The organism is Pseudomonas sp. 05L36 (assembly GCF_056398125.1).
Genome location: NZ_JBFTOU010000002.1, coordinates 250,799 through 272,480, shown reverse-complemented (window position 1 = coordinate 272,480; position 21,682 = coordinate 250,799). Strand labels below are relative to the sequence as shown.

At 60.8% G+C, this 21,682-nt stretch carries 23 protein-coding genes; 9 read left to right on the top strand and 14 right to left on the bottom strand.

All coding sequences use genetic code 11. The features are described from left to right. The first annotated feature begins 30 nt into the window (after nucleotides 1-30). Entirely contained in the window at nucleotides 31-885 is an 855-nt protein-coding gene (locus AC1DKH_RS03065) for a sulfurtransferase (RefSeq protein ID WP_477797377.1), read from the top strand. Nucleotides 886-1,015: 130 nt separating this feature from the next. On the opposite strand, the gene AC1DKH_RS03060 is transcribed toward AC1DKH_RS03065, so the two are convergent. From AC1DKH_RS03060 to AC1DKH_RS03030, 7 genes are all read right to left on the bottom strand, one after another. Then, entirely contained in the window at nucleotides 1,016-1,855 is an 840-nt protein-coding gene (locus AC1DKH_RS03060; protein WP_477797376.1) for an AraC family ligand binding domain-containing protein, read from the bottom strand. Nucleotides 1,856-1,859: 4 nt separating this feature from the next. Further along, entirely contained in the window at nucleotides 1,860-2,879 is a 1,020-nt protein-coding gene (locus tag AC1DKH_RS03055) for a hydrolase (RefSeq protein ID WP_477797375.1), read from the bottom strand. A 73-nt stretch (nucleotides 2,880-2,952) separates the two neighbouring features. Further along, complete coding sequence (locus AC1DKH_RS03050; protein WP_477797374.1) at nucleotides 2,953-4,398, bottom strand: M16 family metallopeptidase; 1,446 nt, start codon at nucleotides 4,396-4,398, stop codon at nucleotides 2,953-2,955. Then, entirely contained in the window at nucleotides 4,391-5,737 is a 1,347-nt protein-coding gene (locus tag AC1DKH_RS03045; RefSeq protein WP_477797373.1) for a M16 family metallopeptidase, read from the bottom strand. Before AC1DKH_RS03045 ends, AC1DKH_RS03050 begins: the two co-directional genes overlap by 8 nt. Before the next feature lie 125 nt (nucleotides 5,738-5,862). Further along, complete coding sequence (gene rsmD, locus AC1DKH_RS03040; RefSeq protein ID WP_007987844.1) at nucleotides 5,863-6,459, bottom strand: 16S rRNA (guanine(966)-N(2))-methyltransferase RsmD; 597 nt, start codon at nucleotides 6,457-6,459, stop codon at nucleotides 5,863-5,865. After that, entirely contained in the window at nucleotides 6,459-7,949 is a 1,491-nt protein-coding gene (locus tag AC1DKH_RS03035; RefSeq protein ID WP_477797372.1) for a M16 family metallopeptidase, read from the bottom strand. Before AC1DKH_RS03035 ends, rsmD begins: the two co-directional genes overlap by 1 nt. Further along, nucleotides 7,942-9,297 carry a M16 family metallopeptidase gene (locus AC1DKH_RS03030; protein ID WP_477797371.1) on the bottom strand — a complete coding sequence of 452 codons (1,356 nt, stop codon included), beginning with the start codon at nucleotides 9,295-9,297 and terminating at the stop codon, nucleotides 7,942-7,944. Before AC1DKH_RS03030 ends, AC1DKH_RS03035 begins: the two co-directional genes overlap by 8 nt. A gap of 343 nt (nucleotides 9,298-9,640) precedes the next feature. Between AC1DKH_RS03030 and ftsY the strand changes: the two genes are divergently transcribed. From ftsY to rpoH, 4 genes are all read left to right on the top strand, one after another. Continuing rightward, complete coding sequence (gene ftsY / locus AC1DKH_RS03025; protein ID WP_477797370.1) at nucleotides 9,641-11,200, top strand: signal recognition particle-docking protein FtsY; 1,560 nt, start codon at nucleotides 9,641-9,643, stop codon at nucleotides 11,198-11,200. Next, on the top strand, nucleotides 11,197-11,868 hold the full coding sequence (gene ftsE / locus AC1DKH_RS03020; RefSeq protein WP_007975383.1) for a cell division ATP-binding protein FtsE: 672 nt from the start codon (nucleotides 11,197-11,199) through the stop codon (nucleotides 11,866-11,868). Before ftsY ends, ftsE begins: the two co-directional genes overlap by 4 nt. After that, entirely contained in the window at nucleotides 11,865-12,887 is a 1,023-nt protein-coding gene (ftsX, locus tag AC1DKH_RS03015; RefSeq protein ID WP_477753581.1) for a permease-like cell division protein FtsX, read from the top strand. The genes ftsE and ftsX overlap by 4 nt, the downstream gene beginning before the upstream one ends. Nucleotides 12,888-13,006: 119 nt before the next feature. Then, nucleotides 13,007-13,861 (top strand): RNA polymerase sigma factor RpoH, encoded by an 855-nt coding sequence (rpoH, locus tag AC1DKH_RS03010; protein WP_007975386.1) that lies wholly within the window; start codon nucleotides 13,007-13,009, stop codon nucleotides 13,859-13,861. 186 nt (nucleotides 13,862-14,047) lie between these two features. Here rpoH and mtgA read toward each other — a convergent pair whose 3' ends face one another. Continuing rightward, on the bottom strand, nucleotides 14,048-14,770 hold the full coding sequence (gene mtgA / locus AC1DKH_RS03005) for a monofunctional biosynthetic peptidoglycan transglycosylase (protein ID WP_477797369.1): 723 nt from the start codon (nucleotides 14,768-14,770) through the stop codon (nucleotides 14,048-14,050). 74 nt (nucleotides 14,771-14,844) lie between these two features. Between mtgA and AC1DKH_RS03000 the strand changes: the two genes are divergently transcribed. The 4 genes from AC1DKH_RS03000 to trmB all read left to right on the top strand — a co-directional run bounded on the left by AC1DKH_RS03000 (nucleotide 14,845) and on the right by trmB (nucleotide 17,176). Then, nucleotides 14,845-15,216, top strand: coding sequence for a DUF423 domain-containing protein (locus AC1DKH_RS03000; RefSeq protein ID WP_477753583.1), 372 nt, complete (start codon nucleotides 14,845-14,847; stop codon nucleotides 15,214-15,216). A 169-nt stretch (nucleotides 15,217-15,385) separates the two neighbouring features. Next, nucleotides 15,386-15,586, top strand: a complete 201-nt coding sequence (gene thiS / locus AC1DKH_RS02995) for a sulfur carrier protein ThiS (RefSeq protein ID WP_477756878.1) — start codon at nucleotides 15,386-15,388, stop codon at nucleotides 15,584-15,586. Between the two features lie 60 nt (nucleotides 15,587-15,646). Then, nucleotides 15,647-16,441 carry a thiazole synthase gene (locus AC1DKH_RS02990; RefSeq protein ID WP_007975390.1) on the top strand — a complete coding sequence of 265 codons (795 nt, stop codon included), beginning with the start codon at nucleotides 15,647-15,649 and terminating at the stop codon, nucleotides 16,439-16,441. Between the two features lie 9 nt (nucleotides 16,442-16,450). Further along, nucleotides 16,451-17,176, top strand: coding sequence for a tRNA (guanosine(46)-N7)-methyltransferase TrmB (trmB, locus tag AC1DKH_RS02985; RefSeq protein WP_046039226.1), 726 nt, complete (start codon nucleotides 16,451-16,453; stop codon nucleotides 17,174-17,176). A 131-nt stretch (nucleotides 17,177-17,307) separates the two neighbouring features. Here the strand turns inward: trmB and AC1DKH_RS02980 are convergent, their stop codons facing one another. The 6 genes from AC1DKH_RS02980 to metX are packed head-to-tail and all read right to left on the bottom strand — an operon-like array spanning nucleotide 17,308 to nucleotide 21,664. Next, nucleotides 17,308-17,631, bottom strand: a complete 324-nt coding sequence (locus tag AC1DKH_RS02980; protein WP_007987827.1) for a DUF3392 domain-containing protein — start codon at nucleotides 17,629-17,631, stop codon at nucleotides 17,308-17,310. A 9-nt stretch (nucleotides 17,632-17,640) separates the two neighbouring features. After that, on the bottom strand, nucleotides 17,641-18,846 hold the full coding sequence (gene hemW, locus AC1DKH_RS02975) for a radical SAM family heme chaperone HemW (protein WP_477752505.1): 1,206 nt from the start codon (nucleotides 18,844-18,846) through the stop codon (nucleotides 17,641-17,643). Next, on the bottom strand, nucleotides 18,843-19,439 hold the full coding sequence (rdgB, locus tag AC1DKH_RS02970) for an RdgB/HAM1 family non-canonical purine NTP pyrophosphatase (protein ID WP_477752504.1): 597 nt from the start codon (nucleotides 19,437-19,439) through the stop codon (nucleotides 18,843-18,845). Before rdgB ends, hemW begins: the two co-directional genes overlap by 4 nt. Beyond that, on the bottom strand, nucleotides 19,436-19,870 hold the full coding sequence (locus AC1DKH_RS02965; RefSeq protein WP_477752503.1) for a DUF4426 domain-containing protein: 435 nt from the start codon (nucleotides 19,868-19,870) through the stop codon (nucleotides 19,436-19,438). Before AC1DKH_RS02965 ends, rdgB begins: the two co-directional genes overlap by 4 nt. Nucleotides 19,871-19,896: 26 nt before the next feature. Continuing rightward, nucleotides 19,897-20,517: a methionine biosynthesis protein MetW gene (metW, locus tag AC1DKH_RS02960; RefSeq protein ID WP_007975398.1), complete on the bottom strand. Its 621-nt coding sequence runs from the start codon at nucleotides 20,515-20,517 to the stop codon at nucleotides 19,897-19,899. Between the two features lie 7 nt (nucleotides 20,518-20,524). Then, nucleotides 20,525-21,664, bottom strand: a complete 1,140-nt coding sequence (gene metX / locus AC1DKH_RS02955) for a homoserine O-succinyltransferase MetX (protein ID WP_008046479.1) — start codon at nucleotides 21,662-21,664, stop codon at nucleotides 20,525-20,527. Between the last annotated feature and the right edge of the window lie 18 nt (nucleotides 21,665-21,682).

Below are 21,682 nucleotides of genomic sequence, written 5' to 3'. Positions count from 1 at the left end.
GAAGTCCGATAAAAATCACAGGAGCCTGTTATGCCCATTGCGCAACTGATCACCCCGCAAGCACTGGACCTGAAAAAGGATCAGCCGGGGCTGGTGATTCTGGATTGTCGTTTTGCCCTCGAAGACCCGGATTACGGTCAGCGCAGCTATGCCGAAGGGCACATTGCCGGTTCGAGCTATGCCGACCTTGAGCGTGATCTGAGTGGCGCCGTGGTCAAGGGTGTGACCGGACGTCATCCGTTACCCGAACCGGCGCAACTGATCGAGCGCCTGCAAGCCTGGGGTATCAACGCCGACAGCGAAGTGGTTCTGTATGACGACGGTCCGGGTGCCTATGCGGCGCGGGCCTGGTGGTTGCTGGCATGGCTGGGCAAGCGCGATGGCGTATTCATCCTCGATGGCGGGCTCAAGGCCTGGCATGCGGCGGGGTTGCCGTTGAGCCTGGATACGCCGGCGATCACCCGTGGTTCCTTCACCGGCAGTCCTGACACGGCGTTGCTGATCAGTGCCGAGCAGTTGCAAAAGCGCCTCGCCCGGCCGGAACTGACCCTGCTCGATGCCCGCGCACTGCCGCGTTTCAAGGGTGAAGTGGAGCCGATCGATCCGGTGGCCGGGCACATTCCCGGCGCCCAGTGTGCGGCGTTTACCGACAACCTGGGCAGTGACGGGCGCTTCCTGCCGGCCGATCAGCTCAGGCAGCGTTTCGCTGCGAAACTGGGTGATCGTTCACCGACCGATTTGGTGGCGTACTGCGGTTCCGGCGTGACGGCGTGCCACAACCTGTTTGCGTTGTGCCTGGCCGGTTATCCGTTGGGTTCGTTGTATGCCGGGTCGTGGAGCGAATGGATCAACGAGCCTGCGCGGGGCATTACCACCGGCGAATGAGCACCACGAAACCCTGTGGGAGCGAGCTTGCTCGCGATGGGGCCATCACATTCAGTATTGATGCTGATTGTTAAGCCGCCATCGCGAGCAAGCTCGCTCCCACAGGGTGGATGGTGTTTGTGAGACTTCGTTAAGCCTCAAGTCCCCGCTTTGCACTGCGATACGCCCCCGGCCCAACCCCATACACTTGCTTGAACTGCCGGCTCAGATGGCTCTGGTCGGCAAACCCAAGTTGCATTGCGACCTCCAGCGGTAAACAACCACGTTGCAGCAACGTCCGCGCCCGGGCGATGCGCTGTTGCATCAGCCAGGTGTGCGGCGGCATGCCGGTGGCGCGGCGGAACACTCGGGCGAAATGGAATGGCGAGAGATTGACCGCCGCCGCCAGCGCCTCCAGTGAGGGTGGTGCTGCCAGTTGCGCCTGCAGCAATTCCTTGGCCAGGCTCACAGCCCGGTGTTCCTTGCCGGGTTTGCCGGCATCGGGCACCGCCGCATGACGCTGCAACAGCGACAGCACCAGTTCGCGCCAGACCGTTTGTTGCTGCAATGCCGTGGCGGGGCTTTCCAGCAGGCGGTGGAGTTGGCAGAAACCGTTCACCAGATCCTGATCGCGATACAGTGTGGCACCGAAGGCCGGCAAGTGGTGGGTTGGCAATTCGAGTTCGGCCAGCAGCGAGGTTATCTGTCCGCTGTCCGGATAAAACGCCCGGTAAAGCCAGCCATCCTCGGTACCTTTATGACCGGTGTGCAATTCATCGGGGTTGATCAGCACCAGCGTGCCGCTGCCCGCCAAGTGTTCGGCACCGCGATAACGATAACGCTGGGCGCCGGCCATGATCATGCCGATCACATAGCCGTCATGCACATGGGGCGCGAAACGATGATCGATGTAGCGGGCGGACAATAATTCGACCCCGGCCAGTGGCGCGGTTTGCCAGAAATGAATCGACTCGCCCTGATCGCTGACCATGGCTTTACTCGCGAGCCACGGCGGCCAGCCACTCGGGGATGCGCCGTTCCAGGTAGTAACCCGGTTGCCTGAGCGTGCCGTCTACGAAACCGACGTGCCCGCCCTTGGCTTGCAGTTCAAATTGCGTACAGGCGGACAATTCATCGACGTGCGGCAGGCTGTGGGGAAATACGAAGGGGTCGTCGGCCGCCTGAATCATCAGGGTCGGGGTGCGAATTTCGCCGAGGAAGTAGCGGCTCGATGCGCGGCGATAGTAATCCTCGGCATCGACAAAGCCGTTCAGCGGTGCGGTAACCCGGCCATCGAAATCCCAGAACGTGCGCATGTTTTCCAGCGAGCCAAGTGCGGCCAATGCGGCCAGGCCATCCTCGTGTCCGTCATGCTGGAACTGCCGCTGTTTGTTCTTGATGTAGGCGAGCATCTCGCGCATGAAATGCGCCTGATAGACCTTTGAGAAACCCTGGTCGATACGGTCGGCGCACTGGTCCAGGCGGAACGGCACCGACACCGCCACGGCGCCCATCAAGTCGCTGTCGCTACCGGTTTCGCCCAAATGCTTGAGCAGGATATTGCCGCCCAATGAGTAGCCGACAGCATACAGCGGAGCGAGAGGCCGTTTGGCCCGCAAGTGTTTGATGGTTTCGGCCAGGTCTTCGCTGGCACCGGAATGGTAGCTGCGCGGCAACAGGTTGGGTTCGCCCGAACAGCCGCGCCAGTTCAGCGCAACGCTGGCCCAGCCTCGGTCGCCCAAGGCTTTTTGCATGCCGGCGACATAAGGCGAATTCGAGGAGCCGGTGAGCCCGTGCAACACGAGCACCAAGGGTGCATCGGCGCTGTGCGGGCCGTGCCAGTCGAGATCGAGAAAATCGCCGTCTTCAAGCCAAAGACGTTCGCGTTCGCGGCCGATGTGCACGGTTTTACGCCACAGAGGCCCCCACAAGGTTTGCAAGTGCGGATTGCCGATGCCAAAGGCGGGGGTAAAGAACGGCGGTGAGGCCAGTGCGGGGTGCGGTTGCACAGTCATTCTCGGTGGAAGTGTTCATGAGTCTGCCCGAAGACGCGGCGCGGCAGCGCCGCGACCGCGTCATCATGGCTGTCTAACTTGCCACAATCTCGCCAGGTGCGCGACACATGGAATTGGTTGTGCTTTCGCTTGGAGCCGGCAGCGGTTGTTGATCTGTCTTCGGCCCCAGGATGACAACGCGCCATTGGTCGGCGTGGTAATGCCGGTTGAGTGCGTTTTTGATTGATACAAGGTTCAGCTTCAAGGCTGCTTGCGTGGCAAAGTCGAGGTCCAGTGGCAGATTGTGAGCGCTGATGGCGTACAACTGTCTCAGGATCTGCGCATTGGTAGCGCTGTTCAACGGCGCGCTACCGGTCAGTTGCTGTTGGATGTCTGCGAGTTCCTGTTGGGTCGGCCCTTGGGCGAGGAAGTCGGTGAACATCGTCTTGATATGGGTCAGCACGGCATCGGCCTGCTCTGGTCGGGTCTGCAATTCAATGGTCAACGATCCTTGTGCCTGAAGGGCTGAAAGGTCGGCTTCAACGTGGTATGTCAGGCCTCGGCGTTCACGCAATTCATTGGTCAGTCGGTTGGTGAAAATCCGCATGGCCATCTGTAGCGCGACGTAGTCCGGACTGTTTCGCAGGACACTTGGCTGGGCAAGGCGCAGGTAAGCCTGGGTCGATGGTCGCTCAACGCGCCGCAGACCTGGAGCGGCTGGACTTGTCACTGGCTGGATCGCGGCAGTGGCCGGTCCCAGGGGCAAGGCCGCGGATATCTGCGCACCAATACGCTGGGCTTCTTCCTCGGTGAGGTCACCGACCAGTGTGATCTGGGCATTGCCCGCGGAATAAGCCTCGCGATGAAAGTCTTGCGCCTGGGTGCGGGTGATGGAGGCAAGCCCGGCCCGGGTTCCGTAGAGGGACTGAGCATAACCGTGCTCCGGAAACAGCTGAGCGAGGTTCGCTTGCTGGGCTTGAGCGGCATGGGACTGATCTTCGAGGTCCAGAAAGTACTGCAATTGGGATTTCACCGCAGGCAGGGACTCTTGCGGCAACAGCGGCTTGCCGAGTACCTGGGCAAACAGTTCCAGGGCTGGAGTGCGCCGTGATTCGTCACTCAGGCTACGCAGGGAAAACCAGGTCCGGTCCTGACTGATACCTATACCCATCCGGGCACCCAGATTATCGAACGTCGCCTGTATGGCATTGATGTCCTTGCCAGCCACACCCTCATTCAAAAGGCTATAGGTGACCGCGGCCAAGCCGGGTTGATGCGGGGTGTGGGCGCTGCCTGCGGCAAAACTCACGAGGGCATCGAACATCGGCAGGCCAGGGGTGCGGATGAACAGGATCTTCGTTCCACTGAGCGTTTTGTAACCCTTGATCGACAGCGCGCGGTGGATCGTCGGAGACTGTGGTTCGTTGAGCGATTGCAGCACTGGTTTCTGGGGCGCCGTGGTTGCAACGGCAGGGGCCTGTGCGCTCAACAGCATGCCGGCCAGGATCAATCTATTGATGAGGCCTTTGAGCTTATCCATTGTTTTTCTCCGGCAGGATTTTCGCGGTACTCAGGCGCTCACGCGTCAGGTAAGTCTTTGCGACTTGTTGAATATCCAGCGGAGTGACCTTGTTCAGCTCATCCGTATCCTGATCGGCCAGCCGCCAGTCCAGGCCGATGGTTTCCAGCAGGCCCAAGGTGTTGGCCTGCCCTTCCAGATCATCCTGCGCATAAACCGAGTTAGCGATCAGGAGGTTTTTCGCGCGCGCAAGTTCTGCCGGTTCCGGTGCCTTGCTCTTCAGTGATTCGATCACTTGCCACAGACGGGCGAGGGCTTCGTCAGCGTCATTGAGCTTGTCCGGGTTGAGCTGGGTGCTGATGGTCAACAACGAATCGCCGCGATTGAAGGCGTCGTACTCTGAGTCGGCCTCAGTGAATATCGCCTCGCTCAGTTGCAGTTGCTGTTTGATCCGCGCGCTACTGGACCCGGCCAGTAACATATCGAGCAGGCGCAGGGCATGGGCGGTCCGACGATCCGGTGCCGTGGTCAGGCTGGGCGCGTTGAAACTCATGATCAGGCGCGGGGACGCTACCGGCGCGCGCAGGGTCAGTGACCGTTCACCGGCAGAAGCCAGCTCGACGGGTGCAGGCGCTACAGGTATCGCGCGCCGCTCAAGATGGCCGAAGTGCTGCTGTGCCAAGGCCTTGATCCGCTCAGGTGCAACATCGCCAACGACCACCAGCGTCGCATTGTCCGGCGAATACCAGGCCTGATACCACTGCTGCAATTGCACGGCGTTCATGCGTTGCAGATCGTGCATCCAGCCGATCGTCGGGGTGCGGTAGCCGCTGGCCGGGTGGGCGATGCTATTCAGTCGTTCGTGAGCCAGCGCGATGATGTCATCATCAACGCGCATCCGACGTTCCTCCTGAATGACCTTGAGCTCCGGTGTGAAGTCCTGTGCATCCAGCTCGGCCGTACTCATCAGATCGGCCAGTATTTCGAGCGCGACGCCAGTGCGGCCGGAAGGCAGTGTCTGGTAAAAAACTGTGAAATCAGTGCCGGTAAATGCGTTTTGACTGGCGCCCAGTTTCTCCAGTATCGCCTCGAACTCTGCGGCGCAGGCCTTGCTGCTGCCTTTGTAGACCATATGTTCGAGGGCGTGGGACAGGCCCGACTGGCCGGGCGGCTCGTAGCTCGCACCGACCTTGATCCAGAGCTGGGCGGTAACAATGGGTGAGCGATGGTCCTCGCGCACGACAACCTTGAGACCGTTGTCCAGTACGAAGTCTTGCGTCGCTGGGGGTGTCGCCGCGCTGGCCATGAGCGGTAGCCAGGCGATAAAGGGCAGCATAAACAGGCTGCGGGAGATGTTCATCCGTGTTCATCCTCAGTGGTTTGCAGGTAATTGCGCAAGCCACTGTGGATGATCCGTAAGGATGTCAGGCGGTAACTATGTAGTGCACCTCACAACCAGGCTGGGGCAGTCGTCTCGCTGAAATGTCAGGCGCTGCGCTGCCACAACGAGTAATACACGCGTCCGGATTTCTGCTCCCGGTGCAGGCGCCAGTTCTCCGGCAGGCCCAGGGTCGACGGCGCCGACTCGCTTTCGGTGTACACCCAGGCGTCTTCGGCCAGCCATTGGCGCTCTTCGAGCAACTTGCAAACGGCGGGCAGCAGGTTCTGGTTGAACGGCGGGTCGAGGAACACCAGGTCGTAGGCCGTCGCGGTCTGGGTTTCCAGGTAGCGCAGGGCATCGGCGGTCTGGACCTGGCCGTTGGTGCACCGCAACGTCCCCAGGTGCTCTTTCAGGCTGGACACCGCGATACTGCTGGCGTCCAGCGCCTGACCCATGGCTGCGCCACGGGACAGGGCTTCGAGGAACAGCGCGCCACTGCCGGTGAACGGGTCGAGCACCTTGGCGCCCGGCACGTAAGGCGCGAGCCAGTTGAACAGGGTTTCACGCACGCGATCCGGCGTCGGGCGCAGGCCCGGGGCGTCGGGGAAGCTCAGCTTGCGGCTGCGCCATTCGCCGCCAATGATGCGCAGCTGGTTCACGCCGTTGTGGACGTTTCTGGCGGGTTTTTTTGGACTTGCCATTAATGCTCCGGAACCCCGAGCGGTTGCTCGGAAGGTTTGTCAGTAGGGGCCGGTAACGGCTTTTGCGGCACGGTCGGGCCAACGCTGACGATGACCATTTTGTCCGTGCCCAGGTGTTTGTTCATGGCGGCTTTGACCTGCTCGACGGTCAAGGCCTGGGACTGTTGCATGAAATCTTCCAGATGACTCAACGGCAGGTTGTAGAAACCGATGGCGCCCAGTTGGCCGACGATATCGGCGTTGCTCGCGGTGGACAGCGGGAAACTGCCGGCCAGCTCGCGCTTGGCGTCGTCGAGCTCTTTTTCGGTCGGGCCGGTTTCAAGGTAGTCGGCCAGTACATCCTGCACCAGTTTCAGGGTGCCTTCGCTCATCTCGGCGCGGGTCTGCAGGTTGATCATGAACGGGCCGCGCGCCTGCATCGGGGTGAAGCCCGAATACACGCCGTAAGTCAGGCCACGCTTCTCGCGCACTTCGCTCATCAAGCGGGTACCGAAGCCGCCGCCACCGAGAATCTGGTTCCCCATGGACAACGCTGCGTAGTCCGGGTCGTCGCGGTCGATGCCCAATTGCGCGAGCATCAGGTTGGTCTGCTTGGACGGGAACTCGATATGGCCGACGCTGGCCTTGGGCTCGACCGGTTGCGCGATTTTCGGCAAGGCCGGGCCTTTGGGCAGGGCACTGGAAACCTGCGCGGCAATCGCTTCGGCTTCTGCACGGGACAGGTCGCCGACCAGCGCGATCACCACGTTACCGGCGGCGTAGGCTTTCTCGTGGAAAGCACGCAGTTGGGCCGCGGTGATCGCCGGGACGGTTTTCGCCGTGCCGTCGCTGGCGTGTGCGTACGGGTGATCACCGTACAAGCGGTTCATCAGTTCCAGGCTCGCCAGTTTGCCCGGGTTCTGTTTCTGGTACTCGAAACCGGCAAGCAACTGGTTCTTGATGCGGGCCAGCGAATCGGCAGGGAAAGTCGGCTTGCCGATGACTTCGGCGAACAGCTTCAGGGCCGGCTCGCGCTTGTCCTTGGCACTCAGGCTGCGCAGCGAAGCGATTGCCATGTCCTTATAAGCGCCGTTGCCGAAATCGGCACCCAGGCCTTCGAAGCCCTGGGCAATGGCACCGACGTCTTTGCCGGCCACGCCTTCGTTGAGCATGGCGTTGGTCAACACCGCCACACCCGGTGTGTCGCCGTCCTGGCTACTGCCGGCGGCGAAGATCAGGCGCATGTCGAACATCGGCAACTCATGGGCTTCGACGAACAGCACCTTGGTGCCTTCGGCGGTGTTCCAGGTCTGCACGTCCAGCTTGCGGTGGTCCGGTGCCTTGCCGTTGAGCTCGGTCAGCGACTGCAGTTTCTGGCTGGCCTTGGCCTTGTCCAGGGCTTCGCTGGCATTGGTTTCGCCAGGGCGCGACAAATAGAACGCGGCGGAGCCGATAACGGCGACGGCGACCAGGCCGATCAGGGCCAGGCGGGAGGTTTTACGCTCACTCATGAGTCGTCTCCAGAGGCAGTACATGGGCGACGCTGAGACGTTCGCGGGTGAAATACAGCTTGGCGGCTTTCTGGATATCTTCCGGCGTGACGCTTTCCAGGTCGGCCAGTTCGGTGTCCATCAGTTTCCATGACAGTCCGACGGTTTCCAGTTGGCCGATGGCCGTGGCCTGACTGGTGATCGAGTCACGCTCGAAGACCAGGCCGGCGATGACTTGTGCGCGGACCCGTTCCAGCTCTTCAGCAGTTGGCGCCGTGGTTTTCAGTTGGTCGAGCAGCTTCCACAAACCGGCTTGTGCCTGGGCGATGGTCTTGTGCTTCTGCGAGTTTGGCGATGCCGACAGGGTAAAGAGGCTGTCGCCACGGGTGTAGGCGTCGTAACTCGACGAGCCGCCGGACACCAGTTCTTCTCCGCGCTCCAGTTGCGTCGGGATGCGTCCGCTGTAGCCGCCGTCGAGCAGTGCCGAGATCAGGCGCAGGGCATTGACCAGACGCTTGTCTTCGGCGGTGGCGATGCTCGGCACGTTGAAGGCCAGCATCAGGCTAGGCAGTTGGGTCTGCACGTGCAGGGTGATCTGGCGCTCGCCCGGTTCGGCCAGTTCCAGCGGTTTTTTCGCGGCGGGCACTTCACGCTTGGCGATCGGGCCGAAATAGCGTTGGGCCAGGGTTTTGACTTCGTCCGGGGTGACATCGCCAACCACCACCAACGTGGCGTTGTTGGGCACATACCAGGTTTCGTACCAGTGGCGCAGCTCTTCGACTTTCATCCGCTCAAGGTCGGCCATCCAGCCGATGGTCGGCGTGTGGTAACCGCTGGCCGGATAGGCCATGGCCTTGAAGCGCTCGTAGGCCTTGGACATCGGCTTGTCGTCGGTGCGCAGGCGACGCTCTTCCTTGATGACCTCGATTTCCTTGGCAAACTCGTCGGGCGGCAGGCGCAGGCTGGCCATGCGGTCGGCTTCCAGTTCGAAGGCCACACCCAGGCGATCCCGGGCCAGCACCTGGTAGTACGCGGTGAAGTCGTCGCTGGTGAATGCATTCTCTTCGGCGCCGAGGTCGCGCAGGATCAGCGAGGCTTCGCCGGGGCCGACTTTCTCGCTGCCCTTGAACATCATGTGTTCCAGCGCGTGGGACAGGCCGGTATTACCCGGCGTCTCGTAGCTGGAGCCGACCTTGTACCAGATCTGGGAAACCACCACGGGCGCTCGGTGGTCTTCACGCACGACCACCTTCAGGCCATTGTCGAGGGTGAATTCGTGGGTGGGTTGCGGGTCGGCAGCCAGGGCCGAAAGGGGCAGGCAAACTGTGCTGAGCAGCAGGCCAGCGGCGCGGCGGGCAAGAGCATTCATTCGTTTTCAAACCTTTGGGGCTGCCCGCTTGTTCTTAGCGTCAGCGGGCGAGAGGGTGCTAGGATACTGATCCGTTTTAGCGGCGGCCACGCCTATCAGGCCTTTATGCTTGATCAGGTTGAATGGGTTTGCGACGGAAGGTGGATATTTATCAACTGAATTCCGCGTTTTCGCCGATTTTGCTGCTTTAGTCCTATGAGAAATCGATTGCTTGAGGTGCCGTTGAGCACCTCGACAAAATGTTGCGCGTGAACAAGCTGGGTCAATCGCAGTCTGTTCTGCATCGAATATTTATTTGCCGGGGCGCCATTGGCGCGTCGCTACCGTGAGATAGCCGTCCTCCATGTTTGGTTCCAACGACGACAAGAAGACCCCAGCTGCGGCTGGCGAGAAAAAAAGCCTGTTCGGATGGCTGCGCAAAAAGCCGCAGGAACCCGTCGTCGAACAGCCACAAGCCATTCCTGAACCAGCGCCGACGCCGGTCCCGGTAATAGAAGAAGCGCCCGCGCCGGTTGTTCTGCCGATTGCCGAGCCATTGCTGCAACCCAAGGTTGAAGCCGCTCCCGAACCCGTCAGCGAAATCGTCACCGAACAGCCACTGGCCCCGATAGCCGAACCGTGGTTGACCCTGCCGGTAGCCGAAGAACCCGTGGCATTGGTCGAAAATGACCTGGCTCCTCACGTGACACCACCGATTCCGGCTCCGGCAGCGTTTACGCCTGCACCGGCTCATGCGCCTGTGGTCGAACCGATTGTTGAGCCGGTCGTCGTGGCCGAGCCTGTGCCCGTTGTCAGCCAGCCAGAGGTTCCGGTATTCGTTGCTCCGGTTGCTCCGGTTGCTCCGGTTGCTCCGGTTGCTCCGGTTGCTCCGGTTGCTCCGGTTGCTCAAGCACCGGCACCCGCTCCGATTCCTGAGCCGATCGCGGTGCCCGTCGAAACCCCGGTAGAACCCGTGCGCACCGAAGAAACCAAAGCCGGTTTCTTCGCCCGTCTCAAGCAGGGCCTGTCCAAGACCAGCGCCAGTATCGGCGAAGGCATGGCCAGCCTGTTTCTGGGCAAGAAGGTCATCGATGACGAACTGCTGGAAGACCTCGAAACCCGCTTGCTGACCGCCGACGTCGGTGTCGAAGCCACTTCGGTGATCATCCAGCGTCTGACGCAGAAGGTCGCACGCAAAGAGCTGGCCGACGCCGATGCCCTGTACAAATCCCTGCAGGCCGAGCTGGCGGCCATGCTCAAGCCTGTCGAGCAGCCGCTGAAAGTCACCTCGCAGAACAAGCCGTTCGTGATTCTGGTCGTCGGCGTCAACGGTGCCGGCAAGACCACCACTATCGGCAAGCTGGCGAAGAAACTGCAGCTGGAAGGCAAGAAAGTCATGCTCGCCGCCGGCGATACCTTCCGCGCGGCGGCGGTGGAGCAATTGCAAGTCTGGGGTGAGCGCAACAAGATCCCGGTGATCGCGCAGCACACTGGCGCCGACTCGGCTTCGGTGATCTTCGACGCCGTGCAGGCCGCCAAGGCTCGTGGCATCGATGTCCTGATCGCCGACACCGCCGGTCGCCTGCACACCAAAGACAATCTGATGGAAGAGCTGAAAAAGGTTCGCCGGGTGATCGGCAAGCTCGACGCCGACGCACCTCACGAAGTGCTGTTGGTGCTTGATGCCGGCACTGGCCAGAATGCCATCAACCAGGCCAAACAATTCAACCAGACCGTCGAACTGACCGGCCTGGCGCTGACCAAGCTCGACGGCACCGCCAAGGGCGGGGTGATTTTTGCCCTGGCCAAGCAATTCGGCCTGCCGATCCGCTACATTGGCGTCGGCGAAGGCATCGACGATTTGCGTACCTTTGAAGCAGAACCCTTTGTCCAGGCATTGTTTGCCGAGCGGGAGCGTTCATGATTCGTTTCGAACAGGTCGGTAAGCGCTACCCGAACGGTCACGTCGGCTTGCATGAGCTGAGCTTTCGAGTCCGTCGTGGCGAGTTCTTGTTTGTCACCGGCCATTCCGGTGCCGGTAAATCCACGCTGTTGCGCCTGTTGCTGGCGATGGAGCGCCCGACCAGCGGCAAGCTGCTGCTCGCCGGGCAAGACCTGAGCACCATCAGCAACGCACAGATTCCTTTCTTGCGTCGGCAGATCGGCGTGGTGTTCCAGAATCACCAGTTGCTGTTCGATCGCACGGTGTTCAATAACGTCGCGTTGCCTTTGCAGATCCTGGGCCTGTCCAAGGCCGAGATCGCCAAGCGCGTGGACTCGGCACTGGAGCGCGTGGCACTGTCGGATAAAACCGATCTGTACCCGGGCGACCTGTCCACCGGTCAGCAGCAGCGCGTCGGCATCGCCCGCGCCATCGTCCACCGTCCGGCCTTGCTGCTGGCGGACGAGCCGACCGGTAACCTCGACCCGCGTCTGGCCGCCGAGATCATGGGTGTGTTCGAAGACATCAATCGCCTGGGTACCAGCGTGCTGATCGCCAGTCACGACCTGGCCCTGATCGCCCGCATGCGCCATCGCATGCTGACGCTGCAACGCGGTCGATTGATCGGTGACGGGGAGGCGGCCGTATGAGTGCAACACGTAGCCCCAAGGTTTCCGAGCGTGTGGCTCCGAAGGCCGCCGATCCGCAGCCGCAAAAGAAAAAACGCGATGATGACGACGGGCCGGACTTCGCCACGTTGTTCCGTGCCTGGATCGAAAGCCATCGCGCCAGTCTGGTGGACAGCCTGCGCCGCCTGGGCAAGCAGCCCATCGGCAGTTTTTTCACCTGCATGGTGATGGCGGTGGCCCTGAGCTTGCCCATGGGCCTGTCACTTTTGCTAAGTAACGTCGAGCGTCTGGGCGGTTCCTGGCAGCGCGCGGCGCAGATTTCCCTGTATCTGGACCTTGAGGCCAAGCCGGCGGAAGGTGAATCGCTGCGCGATCAGATCAAGGGCATGCCTGGCGTGGCCGATGCCGAATACGTTGGCCGGGAGCAGGCGCTGGAAGAGTTCCAGCAACAGTCCGGGCTGGGCGAGGCGCTCAAGGAGTTGCCGGAGAACCCGCTGCCAGGCGTGGTGCTGGTGACGCCGAACGAAGTCGACAAGCCGGCTCTTGAAGCATTAAGACAAAAACTATCCGAGCTGCCGAAGGTACAACAGGCGCAACTTGATTTAGTCTGGGTCGAGCGTCTGGCAGCCATCCTCAAGCTGGGTGACCGTTTTGTCTTCGGTCTGACCGTGCTTCTGGTTTCTGCATTACTTTTGGTGATAGGCAATACCATTCGTCTTCATATTGAAAACCGCCGCATAGAGATAGAAGTGATTAAACTGGTCGGCGGCACTGACAGCTATGTACGCAGGCCCTTTCTGTATATGGGCGCACTGTATGGCTTCGGTGCGGGGATTCTGTCCTGGGGCGTACTGGCGTTCGGCCTTGATTGGCTGAACGACGCGGTGGTGGGGCTGGCCGGTTTGTACGGCAGTGATTTTGCGCTGGCTGGAGTGCCAGTTGCCGACGGTCTGTCTCTCTTGCTTGGCGCGGTGCTGTTGGGGTATATCGGTGCATGGATTGCAGTCGCACGCCACCTGAGGGAGCTTGCGCCTAAGTAGTATCATTTTGCTCGTATTGACCTTTCAGCGTTTTTAGGTTTTGGGAACTTGTCTTTCGGTTTCCGGTCAATTTTCGCAGTGCTGAACTGCACGAGTTTGTAAGTCGGAGGTTTTTTCGTATGACCAATTCTTTGCAACCTGCATATGCTCTGGTCCCGGGTGCGAACCTGGAGGCCTATGTGCACACCGTCAACAGCATTCCACTGCTGTCGCCGGAGCAGGAGCGTGAACTGGCCGAGAGTCTCTATTATGAGCAGGATTTGGGGGCGGCTCGGCAGATGGTGCTCGCCCACCTGCGTTTTGTCGTACATATCGCCCGTAGTTATTCCGGCTACGGCCTGGCTCAGGCTGACCTGATCCAGGAAGGCAACGTCGGCCTGATGAAGGCCGTGAAACGCTTCAACCCGGAAATGGGCGTGCGCCTGGTGTCCTTTGCCGTGCACTGGATCAAGGCGGAAATCCACGAATTCATACTGCGCAACTGGCGCATCGTGAAGGTCGCGACCACCAAGGCCCAGCGCAAGCTGTTCTTCAACCTGCGCAGCCAGAAGAAACGCCTGGCCTGGCTGAACAACGAGGAAGTCCATCGCGTAGCGGAAAGCCTCGGTGTAGAGCCTCGGGAAGTGCGCGAGATGGAAAGTCGCCTGACCGGCCATGACATGGCCTTCGACCCGGCTGCCGAAGCGGACGACGACAGTGCATTCCAGTCGCCGGCCAATTATCTGGAAGACCACCGGTACGACCCGGCCCGTCAACTGGAAGATGCCGACTGGAGCGACAACTCCAACCACAACCTGCACGAAGCGCTGGAAGTGCTGGACGACCGCAGCCGTGACATCCTCTACCAGCGCTGGCTGGCGGAAGAAAAAGCCACGCTGCACGACCTGGCGCAGAAGTACAACGTGTCGGCCGAGCGTATTCGTCAGCTCGAGAAAAGCGCGATGAACAAGCTCAAGTTGTCGATCGCCGCGTAACCGGCGAGCAGGCAATAAAAAAACACCCCGGTCATTGATCGGGGTGTTTTTGTTTGTGTCCAACACCCCCCTGTAGGAGCGAGCTTGCTCGCGATGGACTCAAGAGCGCTGCGTTTAACCAGAAAACGCGCATTATCGTTCGCGACCATCGCGAGCAAGCTCGCTCCTACAAGGGGTAATGCCGAATTACTGGGACCAGGGCGCCCGGCGCGAATCATTGATTCCCACCAGATAGCTGTCGCCACCCAGTTGACTCATCTGTCGCCGAATCCAGCCTGCACGTCGCGCCACGTAAGCGGTCGGATGGCTCGCGCTCCATACTCGCGGGTTGGGCAGAACGGCCGCCAGCAAGCTCGACTGCTGACGGCTGAGGCCTTTTGCACTCACGCCAAAGTGATGCCGAGCCGCCGCTTCGGCGCCAAACACGCCGTCATCCCACTCGACGCTGTTGAGGTACACCTCAAGAATTCGCTGCTTGGGCCAGAACACTTCGATCAATCCGGTGAACCAGGCTTCCAGGCCTTTGCGCAGCCAGCTGCGGCCAGACCACAGGAACAGGTTTTTCGAAACTTGCTGACTGAGGGTGCTGGCGCCACGGATCGAACCGCCGCGCTCGTTATGGGCAAACGCCGCCTGAATCGCGCCGATATCGAAGCCCCAGTGCTCCGGGAATTTCTGGTCTTCGCCGGCAATCACCGCGACTTTCAGGTCATCGGAGATCTCATCCCAGGGTTTCCAGGTCCGTTGCAGGTCGATGGGTTCGCCATCGAACCAGGACTCGATCTTGCGCTCGACCATCAGCGTCGTCCCCGGTGGCGGCACCACGCGAAAGATCAGCACCAGCAATACGCTGCCACCCATGAACCAGAGCACGGCCTTGGTGAAATGACGGAAATAGATACGCAGCATAGAGATGGCTTGGCCGAACCCGTTGAGCGGGCCATTATACAGACCCTTTGGATCGAAACTGACTGGAGTTCTGCATGCTGCGTGGCTTTCTGATGCTGGCCGCTTTTTTCGGTTTCACCGGTGTCGGCCTCGGCGCCTTTGCCGCCCATGGCCTGAAAAACCGCCTGAGTGCCGAGTACATGGCGATTTTCCACACGGGCGTCACCTATCAACTGGTGCATACCCTGGCATTACTGGGTGTCGCATTCCTGTCCACGCAGATTCCCGGCCGCCTGATCACCTGGGCCGGCGCGTCGTTTGCCATCGGTATCCTGCTGTTCTCCGGCAGCCTGTACATCTTGACGCTGACCGGCATCAGCAAGCTCGGCATCATCACCCCGTTCGGTGGCCTGGCCTTCCTGGCGGGCTGGTTTTGCCTCGGACTCGCCGCCTGGCGGTTGAGCTGACCCTGTAGGAGCTGCCGCAGGCTGCGATCTTTTGATCTTAGAAAATCAAAGTCAAAAGATCGCAGCCTGCGGCAGCTCCTACAGGATCGAGTTTCAAGACGAATGGCTTGGGTCGGCCTGACTGATCGGGCTAGAATGCCTGCCCCTAAAAATGATGGCGGCATCCGGCATGCGCATTCAGTTGAACGGCGAATCCTTTGAACTGCCCGACGGTGAAACCGTTGCGGCCCTGCTGAACCGTCTGGACCTGGCCGGACGCCGGGTGGCGGTGGAACTCAATCTGGATATCGTCCCGCGCAGTCAGCATGCAGACACCGCGTTGAACGACGGCGACAACGTCGAAGTGGTGCACGCCATCGGCGGCGGCTAGTAGCCTCGGCCGCGTGGCCACAGAATTCTGCAAGTACCTCACCCCTACAGAGGATTTCCCATGAGCATCGTTCGCAGCGACAAGCCTTTCGTCCTGGCCGGTCGTACTTACCAGTCGCGTTTGCTGGTCGGTACCGGCAAGTACCGTGACATGGAAGAAACCCGCCTGGCCATCGAAGCCTCGGGTGCCGAGATCGTCACTTTCGCCGTGCGCCGCACCAACCTTGGCCAGATCGAGGGCGAGCCGAACCTGCTCGAAGTGCTGTCGCCGGATCGCTACACCTTCCTGCCGAACACCGCCGGTTGCTACGACGCCATCGAAGCCGTGCGCACCTGCCGCCTGGCCCGTGAGCTGCTCGATGGCCACAACCTGGTGAAGCTGGAAGTGCTGGCCGACCAGAAAACCCTGTTCCCCAACGTGATTGAAACCCTCAAGGCCGCCGAAACGCTGGTCAAGGAAGGCTTCGACGTGATGGTCTACACCAGCGATGACCCGATCATCGCCCGGCAACTGGCGGAAATCGGCTGCATCGCCGTCATGCCGCTGGCTGGTCTGATCGGTTCGGGCCTGGGGATCTGCAACCCGTACAATCTGCAAATCATCCTGGAAGAAGCCAAGATTCCGGTGCTGGTGGATGCCGGTGTCGGTACTGCGTCCGACGCCACCATCGCCATGGAGCTGGGCTGTGATGCAGTGCTGATGAACTCGGCCATTGCCCACGCCCAGCAGCCGGTCATGATGGCTGAAGCCATGAAACATGCGATCGTCGCAGGCCGCCTGGCTTACCTCGCCGGCCGCATGCCGAAAAAACTCTATGCCAGCGCCTCTTCGCCGCTGGATGGTCTGATCAAGTAAGAGCCATTGATGACTGAATCGAACGACACGCCAATCCAGACGGAAGAAGGCGACGAGCGCCAACACCGCCGCATCAAGAGCTTCGTGATGCGCGCCGGGCGCATGACCGAAGGCCAGCAAAAGGGCCTGGAGCAGGGCACTCCGCTGTTCGTGCTGCCGCTGGCAGACGCGCCGGTGGATTTCGACCAGGTGTTCGGTCGCTCGGCACCGCGCTCGCTGGAAATCGGTTTCGGTATGGGCCATTCGCTGCTGGAAATGGCAGCGGCTTCACCGGATCAGGATTTCATCGGCGTCGAGGTGCACCGTCCGGGTGTCGGCGCGCTGCTCAATGGCGTGCTGACGCAAGGCCTGACCAACCTGCGGGTCTACGATTGCGATGCCATCGAAGTGCTCAACCGCTGTGTGGCCGATAACAGCCTCGATCGCCTGATGCTGTTCTTCCCGGATCCGTGGCACAAGAGCCGTCACCACAAGCGCCGTATCGTTCAGGCGTCCTTCGCCGAGTTGGTGCGCAGCAAGTTGAAGGTCGGTGGCATTCTGCACATGGCCACCGACTGGGAACCGTACGCCGAATACATGCTGGAAGTGATGAGCGTCGCGCCGGGCTACCGCAACCTCGCTGAAGACGGCAAGTGCGTTCCGCGCCCGGCCGAGCGGCCGATCACCAAGTTCGAACGCCGTGGCGAACGTCTTGGGCATGGCGTGTGGGATTTGAAGTTCGAGAAGCAGTCGTAGGAGCAGCCGGTCGACGCTCGATTGCTCGCGAAAAACTACAGAACAACGCGGGGCTTCAGATGCCCCGCGTTTTCGTTAACGATCATCGCTAGCAAGCTCGCTCCTACAGTGGTTTTGTGGCGTATTTGGGATCAGCGGCGGTCAGCCACGACGCCAATCAACACCAGCACCACCAGCAACACCGGCGCCAGGCTGTAGTTGTTGAACTGGCTCAAGCCGCGCACGACCCATGGCGTGGCGTAGATCAGCGCCGCACCGCTGCCGATCATGCACAGCAGGGACATCAGTGGCACGCGCAACGCGCCGGCGATACTGCCCAGACGCTGCTCGACCCAGCCTTTGAAATCCGCACCAAACAGCACCAGCAGACAGCCCACCAGGGCCAAGGCGATTTCCGAGAGGTTGCTGCGGCTCCAGCGAGACACGGTGGCAAGCAGGTCGAGTACCAAATCCATTCGATTTCCTTATGTCAGAAATTTCTGCAGCAAGTCGTTGAGGAAGAGTTGTCCGCGCATCGTGGCTACCAGACGTGACGGTTCGACCTGCAACAGGCCGCTTTGTTCGGCTTCACGGCGGCCTTCAGCAAGGCTTTCCAGCGTCATGCCGGTACGTTCCGGGTACAGCCGCGATTCGACGCCTTCAGTCAGGCGCAGCGCGTTCATCAGGAATTCGAACGGCATTTCATCGTTGCCCAGCGCTTTCTCGCCAGCCAGGAAGCTCTTGGCCGGATTCAGGTAATCCTTCGGCAGGCGGGTCTTCCAGGTGCGAATGATGCGCCCGTCCGGATGGCTGAGCTTGCCATGGGCGCCGGCGCCGATGCCAATGAAGTCGCCAAAACTCCAGTAATTGAGGTTGTGGCGCGCCGGGCGACCGGGCAGGGCGTAGGCCGAGACTTCGTATTGCGCGTAACCATGTTCAGCCAGCAGCGCTTGTCCGGCTTCCTGGATGTCCCAGAGCGTGTCGTCTTCCGGCAGCGTCGGCGGCTGGTTCCAGAACACCGTGTTCGGTTCCAGGGTCAGTTGATACCACGACAGGTGTGTCGGTTTCAGGGCGATGGCTGTGCGCAGGTCCGCCAGGGCATCGTCCAGGGACTGATTCGGCAAGCCATGCATCAAGTCCAGGTTGAAGTTGTCGAACCCGGCCTGCCGCGCCATGCCGGCGGCACGTACGGCTTCGTCGCCGTTGTGGATCCGCCCCAGGGCCTCGAGCTTTTCTTGCTGAAAGCTCTGGATGCCGATCGACAGGCGATTGATCCCCAGTTTCCGGTAAGCCACGAACTTGTCTTGCTCGAACGTCCCCGGATTGGCTTCCAGCGTGATTTCGATGTCGCTGGCAAACGGGATGCGTTGTTCGACGCCTTTGAGCAAGCGACCCAGCGAATCAGCGCTGAACAGGCTTGGTGTGCCGCCACCAAAGAAAATCGAGCTCAGCTCACGACCATAAACGGCGTGCAGGTCCTGATCGAGATCGGCCAGCAAGGCGTCGACGTACTCTTCTTCCGGCAGCACGGGGCTGGCGGTGTGGGAGTTGAAGTCGCAATAAGGGCATTTGCGCACGCACCACGGGATATGGATATACAGCGCCAGCGGCGGCAGCACAGACAGGGCTGCCCGAGGCGATTGTGCATCGCCGCCGAAGATCAGCGGCGACGCGGATGATTCACGGGTCATTTCAAGCCCAGACGCTGGCGCAGCAGATCCATTGCACGGGCGCGGTGGCTGATCTGGTTCTTGTCGCTTGGGCTAAGTTCGGCGCTGGAGCAATCACGCTCAGGCACCCAGAACAGCGGATCGTAGCCAAAACCATGTTCGCCGCTGGCCTGGGTCAGGATTCGCCCGTGCCACAAACCTTCACAGAGGATCGGCAGCGGATCATCGGCGTGGCGCACCAAGGCCAGCACGCATACGAACTGCGCGCCACGTTCGGCTTCGGGTACGTCTTTCAACACGTCGAGCAACTTGGCGTTGTTCGCCGCATCGCCCTTGCCGTCGGCATAACGCGCCGAGTAGATGCCTGGCGCGCCGCCCAGGAAATCCACCGCCAGCCCGGAATCGTCGGCCAGCGCCGGCAGGCCGGAAATGCGCGCGGCATTGCGGGCCTTCAGGATGGCGTTTTCGACGAACGACAGGCCGGTTTCTTCAGGCTCGACGCTGCTGAACTCGCCAATCGAGCGCAGATGCACCGACTCGCCGAGCATGGCCTGGAGTTCCTTGAGTTTGCCGGCGTTATGGCTGGCCAATACGAGCTGCGTGAAGTTGATCATTGGCCGGGGAAGAGCTCTTGGTTGAAATTGATGGTGTTGATCTTGTCGCCGGTCTGCACCTTGATGTCGAAGGTGCGGACTTCCTGCTGATCCACTGGATATTGCGCAATGTAGTAGATCGCGCCTTGTTCGGTGATCTGTTTGAACTGCAGTGGCACGGTCTGGCTGGTCAGGTCTTTGATCGAGCCGCTCACCTGGGCCATCTGTGGCTTGCCTTCCTTGAGGACCGAAATGTTGATCACGCCCTGATTCTTGCTGCGGATCAGTTCGGCGGACTTGGCAATGTCCGGTGTCAGATAGGTGGAGTTGAAGGTGTTGTAGTGCACTGTCACGTCGCCGAAGGTTTCCTGGCGCTCGCCTTTGATGGCGTCAGCGGCCATGGCGGTGACGCTCAGGCAGGCAGTGAGTAGAAACAACGCTAGACGACCCATGATCGTTCTCCTTGAAATAGGGTGGATCAGACTGCGACCTTGTGGTCGGAAAGTCCCGGGCTGCTGACCCGGTAGATTCCGATCTCACCTAACAGATTAGGCCATAGCTTACTGGCCCACCCGTGCCGATGCTGTTGATCCACGGCAAGCCGATCAATGACCTTCGCTTCACGTTCGCGACACAAGGCTTCAAAGTCCGCGAAGGTGCAGAAGTGAATGTTCGGCGTGTTGTACCAGGTGTAGGGCAGGAACTCGGAAACCGGCATGCGGCCCTTGCTCGCCAGGTACCAGCGGCAGCGCCAGTGACCGAAATTCGGGAAAGTGATGATGCACTGCCGGCCCACGCGCAGCATTTCCTCGAGGATCTTGTCCGGGTAGTGCACAGCTTGCAGCGCCTGGGTCATGACCACGATGTCGAAACTGTTGCTGGCAAAGTTACCCAGGCCCTTGTCCAGGTCCTGTTCGATGACGTTGATGCCCTTGGCCACGCACTCGGCGATGTTGTCGGCGTCGTTTTCCAGGCCATAACCGGTGACTTGCTTGTTATCGCGCAGCCAGGTCAGCAGTTCGCCATCGCCGCACCCGAGGTCGAGCACGCGGCTGCCGGCGGGGATCCATTCCTGGATGATTTCCAGATCAGCTCTCATGGCTTTCTCACAACGTAATGCGGTTCATGTAATTGCCGAATGCCTGCAGGTAGCGCGGGATCGGAATCAGGAAGGCGTCGTGGCCTTGCGGTGCGTCGATCTCGAGGTAGCAGACGTCCTTGCGCGCGGCCATCAGCGCGTCCACCAGTTCCCGCGAGCGGGCAGGAGAGAAGCGCCAGTCGGTGGTGAACGACATCACGCAGAACTTGGCCTTGGCACCTTCAAAGGTTTTTGCCAGGTTATCGTCGAAGTTCGCCGCCGGATCGAAGTAATCGAGCGCTTTGGTCATCAACAGATACGTATTGGCATCGAAGCGTCCGGAGAACTCTTCGCCCTGATAGCGCAGGTAGCTTTCAACCTGGAACTCGACGCTGTGGAAGTCGTAGTTGAGCTTTTCGCTCTTCAGCCCTCGGCCGAATTTTTCGCCCATGGAGTCGTCGGACAGGTAGGTGATGTGCCCGACCATCCGCGCCAGCATCAGGCCGCGCTTGGGGATCACGTTGTGTTCCTGGAACGAACCGCCGTGGAATTCCGGGTCGGTGAGAATCGCCTGGCGCGCCACTTCGTTGAACGCGATGTTCTGTGCCGACAGCTTGGGTGCCGAGGCGATGGCCAGGCAGTGACGGATGCGGTCTGGGTAGGTGATGCTCCATTGCATCGCCTGCATGCCGCCGAGGCTGCCGCCGATCACGGCCGCGAACTGGGCGATACCGAGGCGATCCGCCAGGCGCGCCTGGCTGTGCACCCAATCTTCGACGGTCAACACCGGGAAGTCGGCGCCGAACGGCTTGCCGGTGTCCGGGTTGATGCTGCTCGGGCCGGTGGAACCGTTGCAGCCGCCGAGGTTGTTCAGGCTGACCACGAAGAACTTGCTGGTGTCGATCGGCTTGCCGGGGCCGATGCAACTGTCCCACCAACCGGGCTTGCGGTCGTCGGCGCTGTGGTAACCGGCGGCGTGGTGGTGACCGGACAGGGCATGGCAGATCAGCACGGCGTTGCTCGCCGTGGCGTTGAGCGTGCCGTAGGTTTCGTAAATCAGGTCATAGGCCGGGAGCGAACGTCCGCAGGCCAACGCCAGGGGTTCGCTGAAGTGCGCCACTTGCGGCGTCACCAGACCAACAGAATCGGGGGGAAAGGCAGCTGGCATCGACCCTGCTCTCATTGA

Bases quoted from the DNA above. Each gene is read 5' to 3' on its own strand.
- ftsX (WP_477753581.1), top strand. From the start codon at position 11,865: ATGAGTGCAACACGTAGCCCCAAGGTTTCCGAGCGTGTGGCTCCGAAG.
- AC1DKH_RS03045 (WP_477797373.1), bottom strand. From the start codon at position 5,737: ATGAACATCTCCCGCAGCCTGTTTATGCTGCCCTTTATCGCCTGGCTA.
- ftsY (WP_477797370.1), top strand. From the start codon at position 9,641: ATGTTTGGTTCCAACGACGACAAGAAGACCCCAGCTGCGGCTGGCGAG.
- rpoH (WP_007975386.1), top strand. From the start codon at position 13,007: ATGACCAATTCTTTGCAACCTGCATATGCTCTGGTCCCGGGTGCGAAC.
- AC1DKH_RS03055 (WP_477797375.1), bottom strand. From the start codon at position 2,879: ATGACTGTGCAACCGCACCCCGCACTGGCCTCACCGCCGTTCTTTACC.
- mtgA (WP_477797369.1), bottom strand. From the start codon at position 14,770: ATGCTGCGTATCTATTTCCGTCATTTCACCAAGGCCGTGCTCTGGTTC.
- AC1DKH_RS03050 (WP_477797374.1), bottom strand. From the start codon at position 4,398: ATGGATAAGCTCAAAGGCCTCATCAATAGATTGATCCTGGCCGGCATG.
- ftsE (WP_007975383.1), top strand. From the start codon at position 11,197: ATGATTCGTTTCGAACAGGTCGGTAAGCGCTACCCGAACGGTCACGTC.
- AC1DKH_RS03065 (WP_477797377.1), top strand. From the start codon at position 31: ATGCCCATTGCGCAACTGATCACCCCGCAAGCACTGGACCTGAAAAAG.
- AC1DKH_RS02980 (WP_007987827.1), bottom strand. From the start codon at position 17,631: ATGGATTTGGTACTCGACCTGCTTGCCACCGTGTCTCGCTGGAGCCGC.
- AC1DKH_RS03000 (WP_477753583.1), top strand. From the start codon at position 14,845: ATGCTGCGTGGCTTTCTGATGCTGGCCGCTTTTTTCGGTTTCACCGGT.
- metX (WP_008046479.1), bottom strand. From the start codon at position 21,664: ATGCCAGCTGCCTTTCCCCCCGATTCTGTTGGTCTGGTGACGCCGCAA.
- AC1DKH_RS03030 (WP_477797371.1), bottom strand. From the start codon at position 9,297: ATGAATGCTCTTGCCCGCCGCGCCGCTGGCCTGCTGCTCAGCACAGTT.
- AC1DKH_RS02965 (WP_477752503.1), bottom strand. From the start codon at position 19,870: ATGGGTCGTCTAGCGTTGTTTCTACTCACTGCCTGCCTGAGCGTCACC.
- hemW (WP_477752505.1), bottom strand. From the start codon at position 18,846: ATGACCCGTGAATCATCCGCGTCGCCGCTGATCTTCGGCGGCGATGCA.
- AC1DKH_RS02990 (WP_007975390.1), top strand. From the start codon at position 15,647: ATGAGCATCGTTCGCAGCGACAAGCCTTTCGTCCTGGCCGGTCGTACT.
- rdgB (WP_477752504.1), bottom strand. From the start codon at position 19,439: ATGATCAACTTCACGCAGCTCGTATTGGCCAGCCATAACGCCGGCAAA.
- AC1DKH_RS03035 (WP_477797372.1), bottom strand. From the start codon at position 7,949: ATGAGTGAGCGTAAAACCTCCCGCCTGGCCCTGATCGGCCTGGTCGCC.
- trmB (WP_046039226.1), top strand. From the start codon at position 16,451: ATGACTGAATCGAACGACACGCCAATCCAGACGGAAGAAGGCGACGAG.
- thiS (WP_477756878.1), top strand. From the start codon at position 15,386: ATGCGCATTCAGTTGAACGGCGAATCCTTTGAACTGCCCGACGGTGAA.
- AC1DKH_RS03060 (WP_477797376.1), bottom strand. From the start codon at position 1,855: ATGGTCAGCGATCAGGGCGAGTCGATTCATTTCTGGCAAACCGCGCCA.
- rsmD (WP_007987844.1), bottom strand. From the start codon at position 6,459: ATGGCAAGTCCAAAAAAACCCGCCAGAAACGTCCACAACGGCGTGAAC.
- metW (WP_007975398.1), bottom strand. From the start codon at position 20,517: ATGAGAGCTGATCTGGAAATCATCCAGGAATGGATCCCCGCCGGCAGC.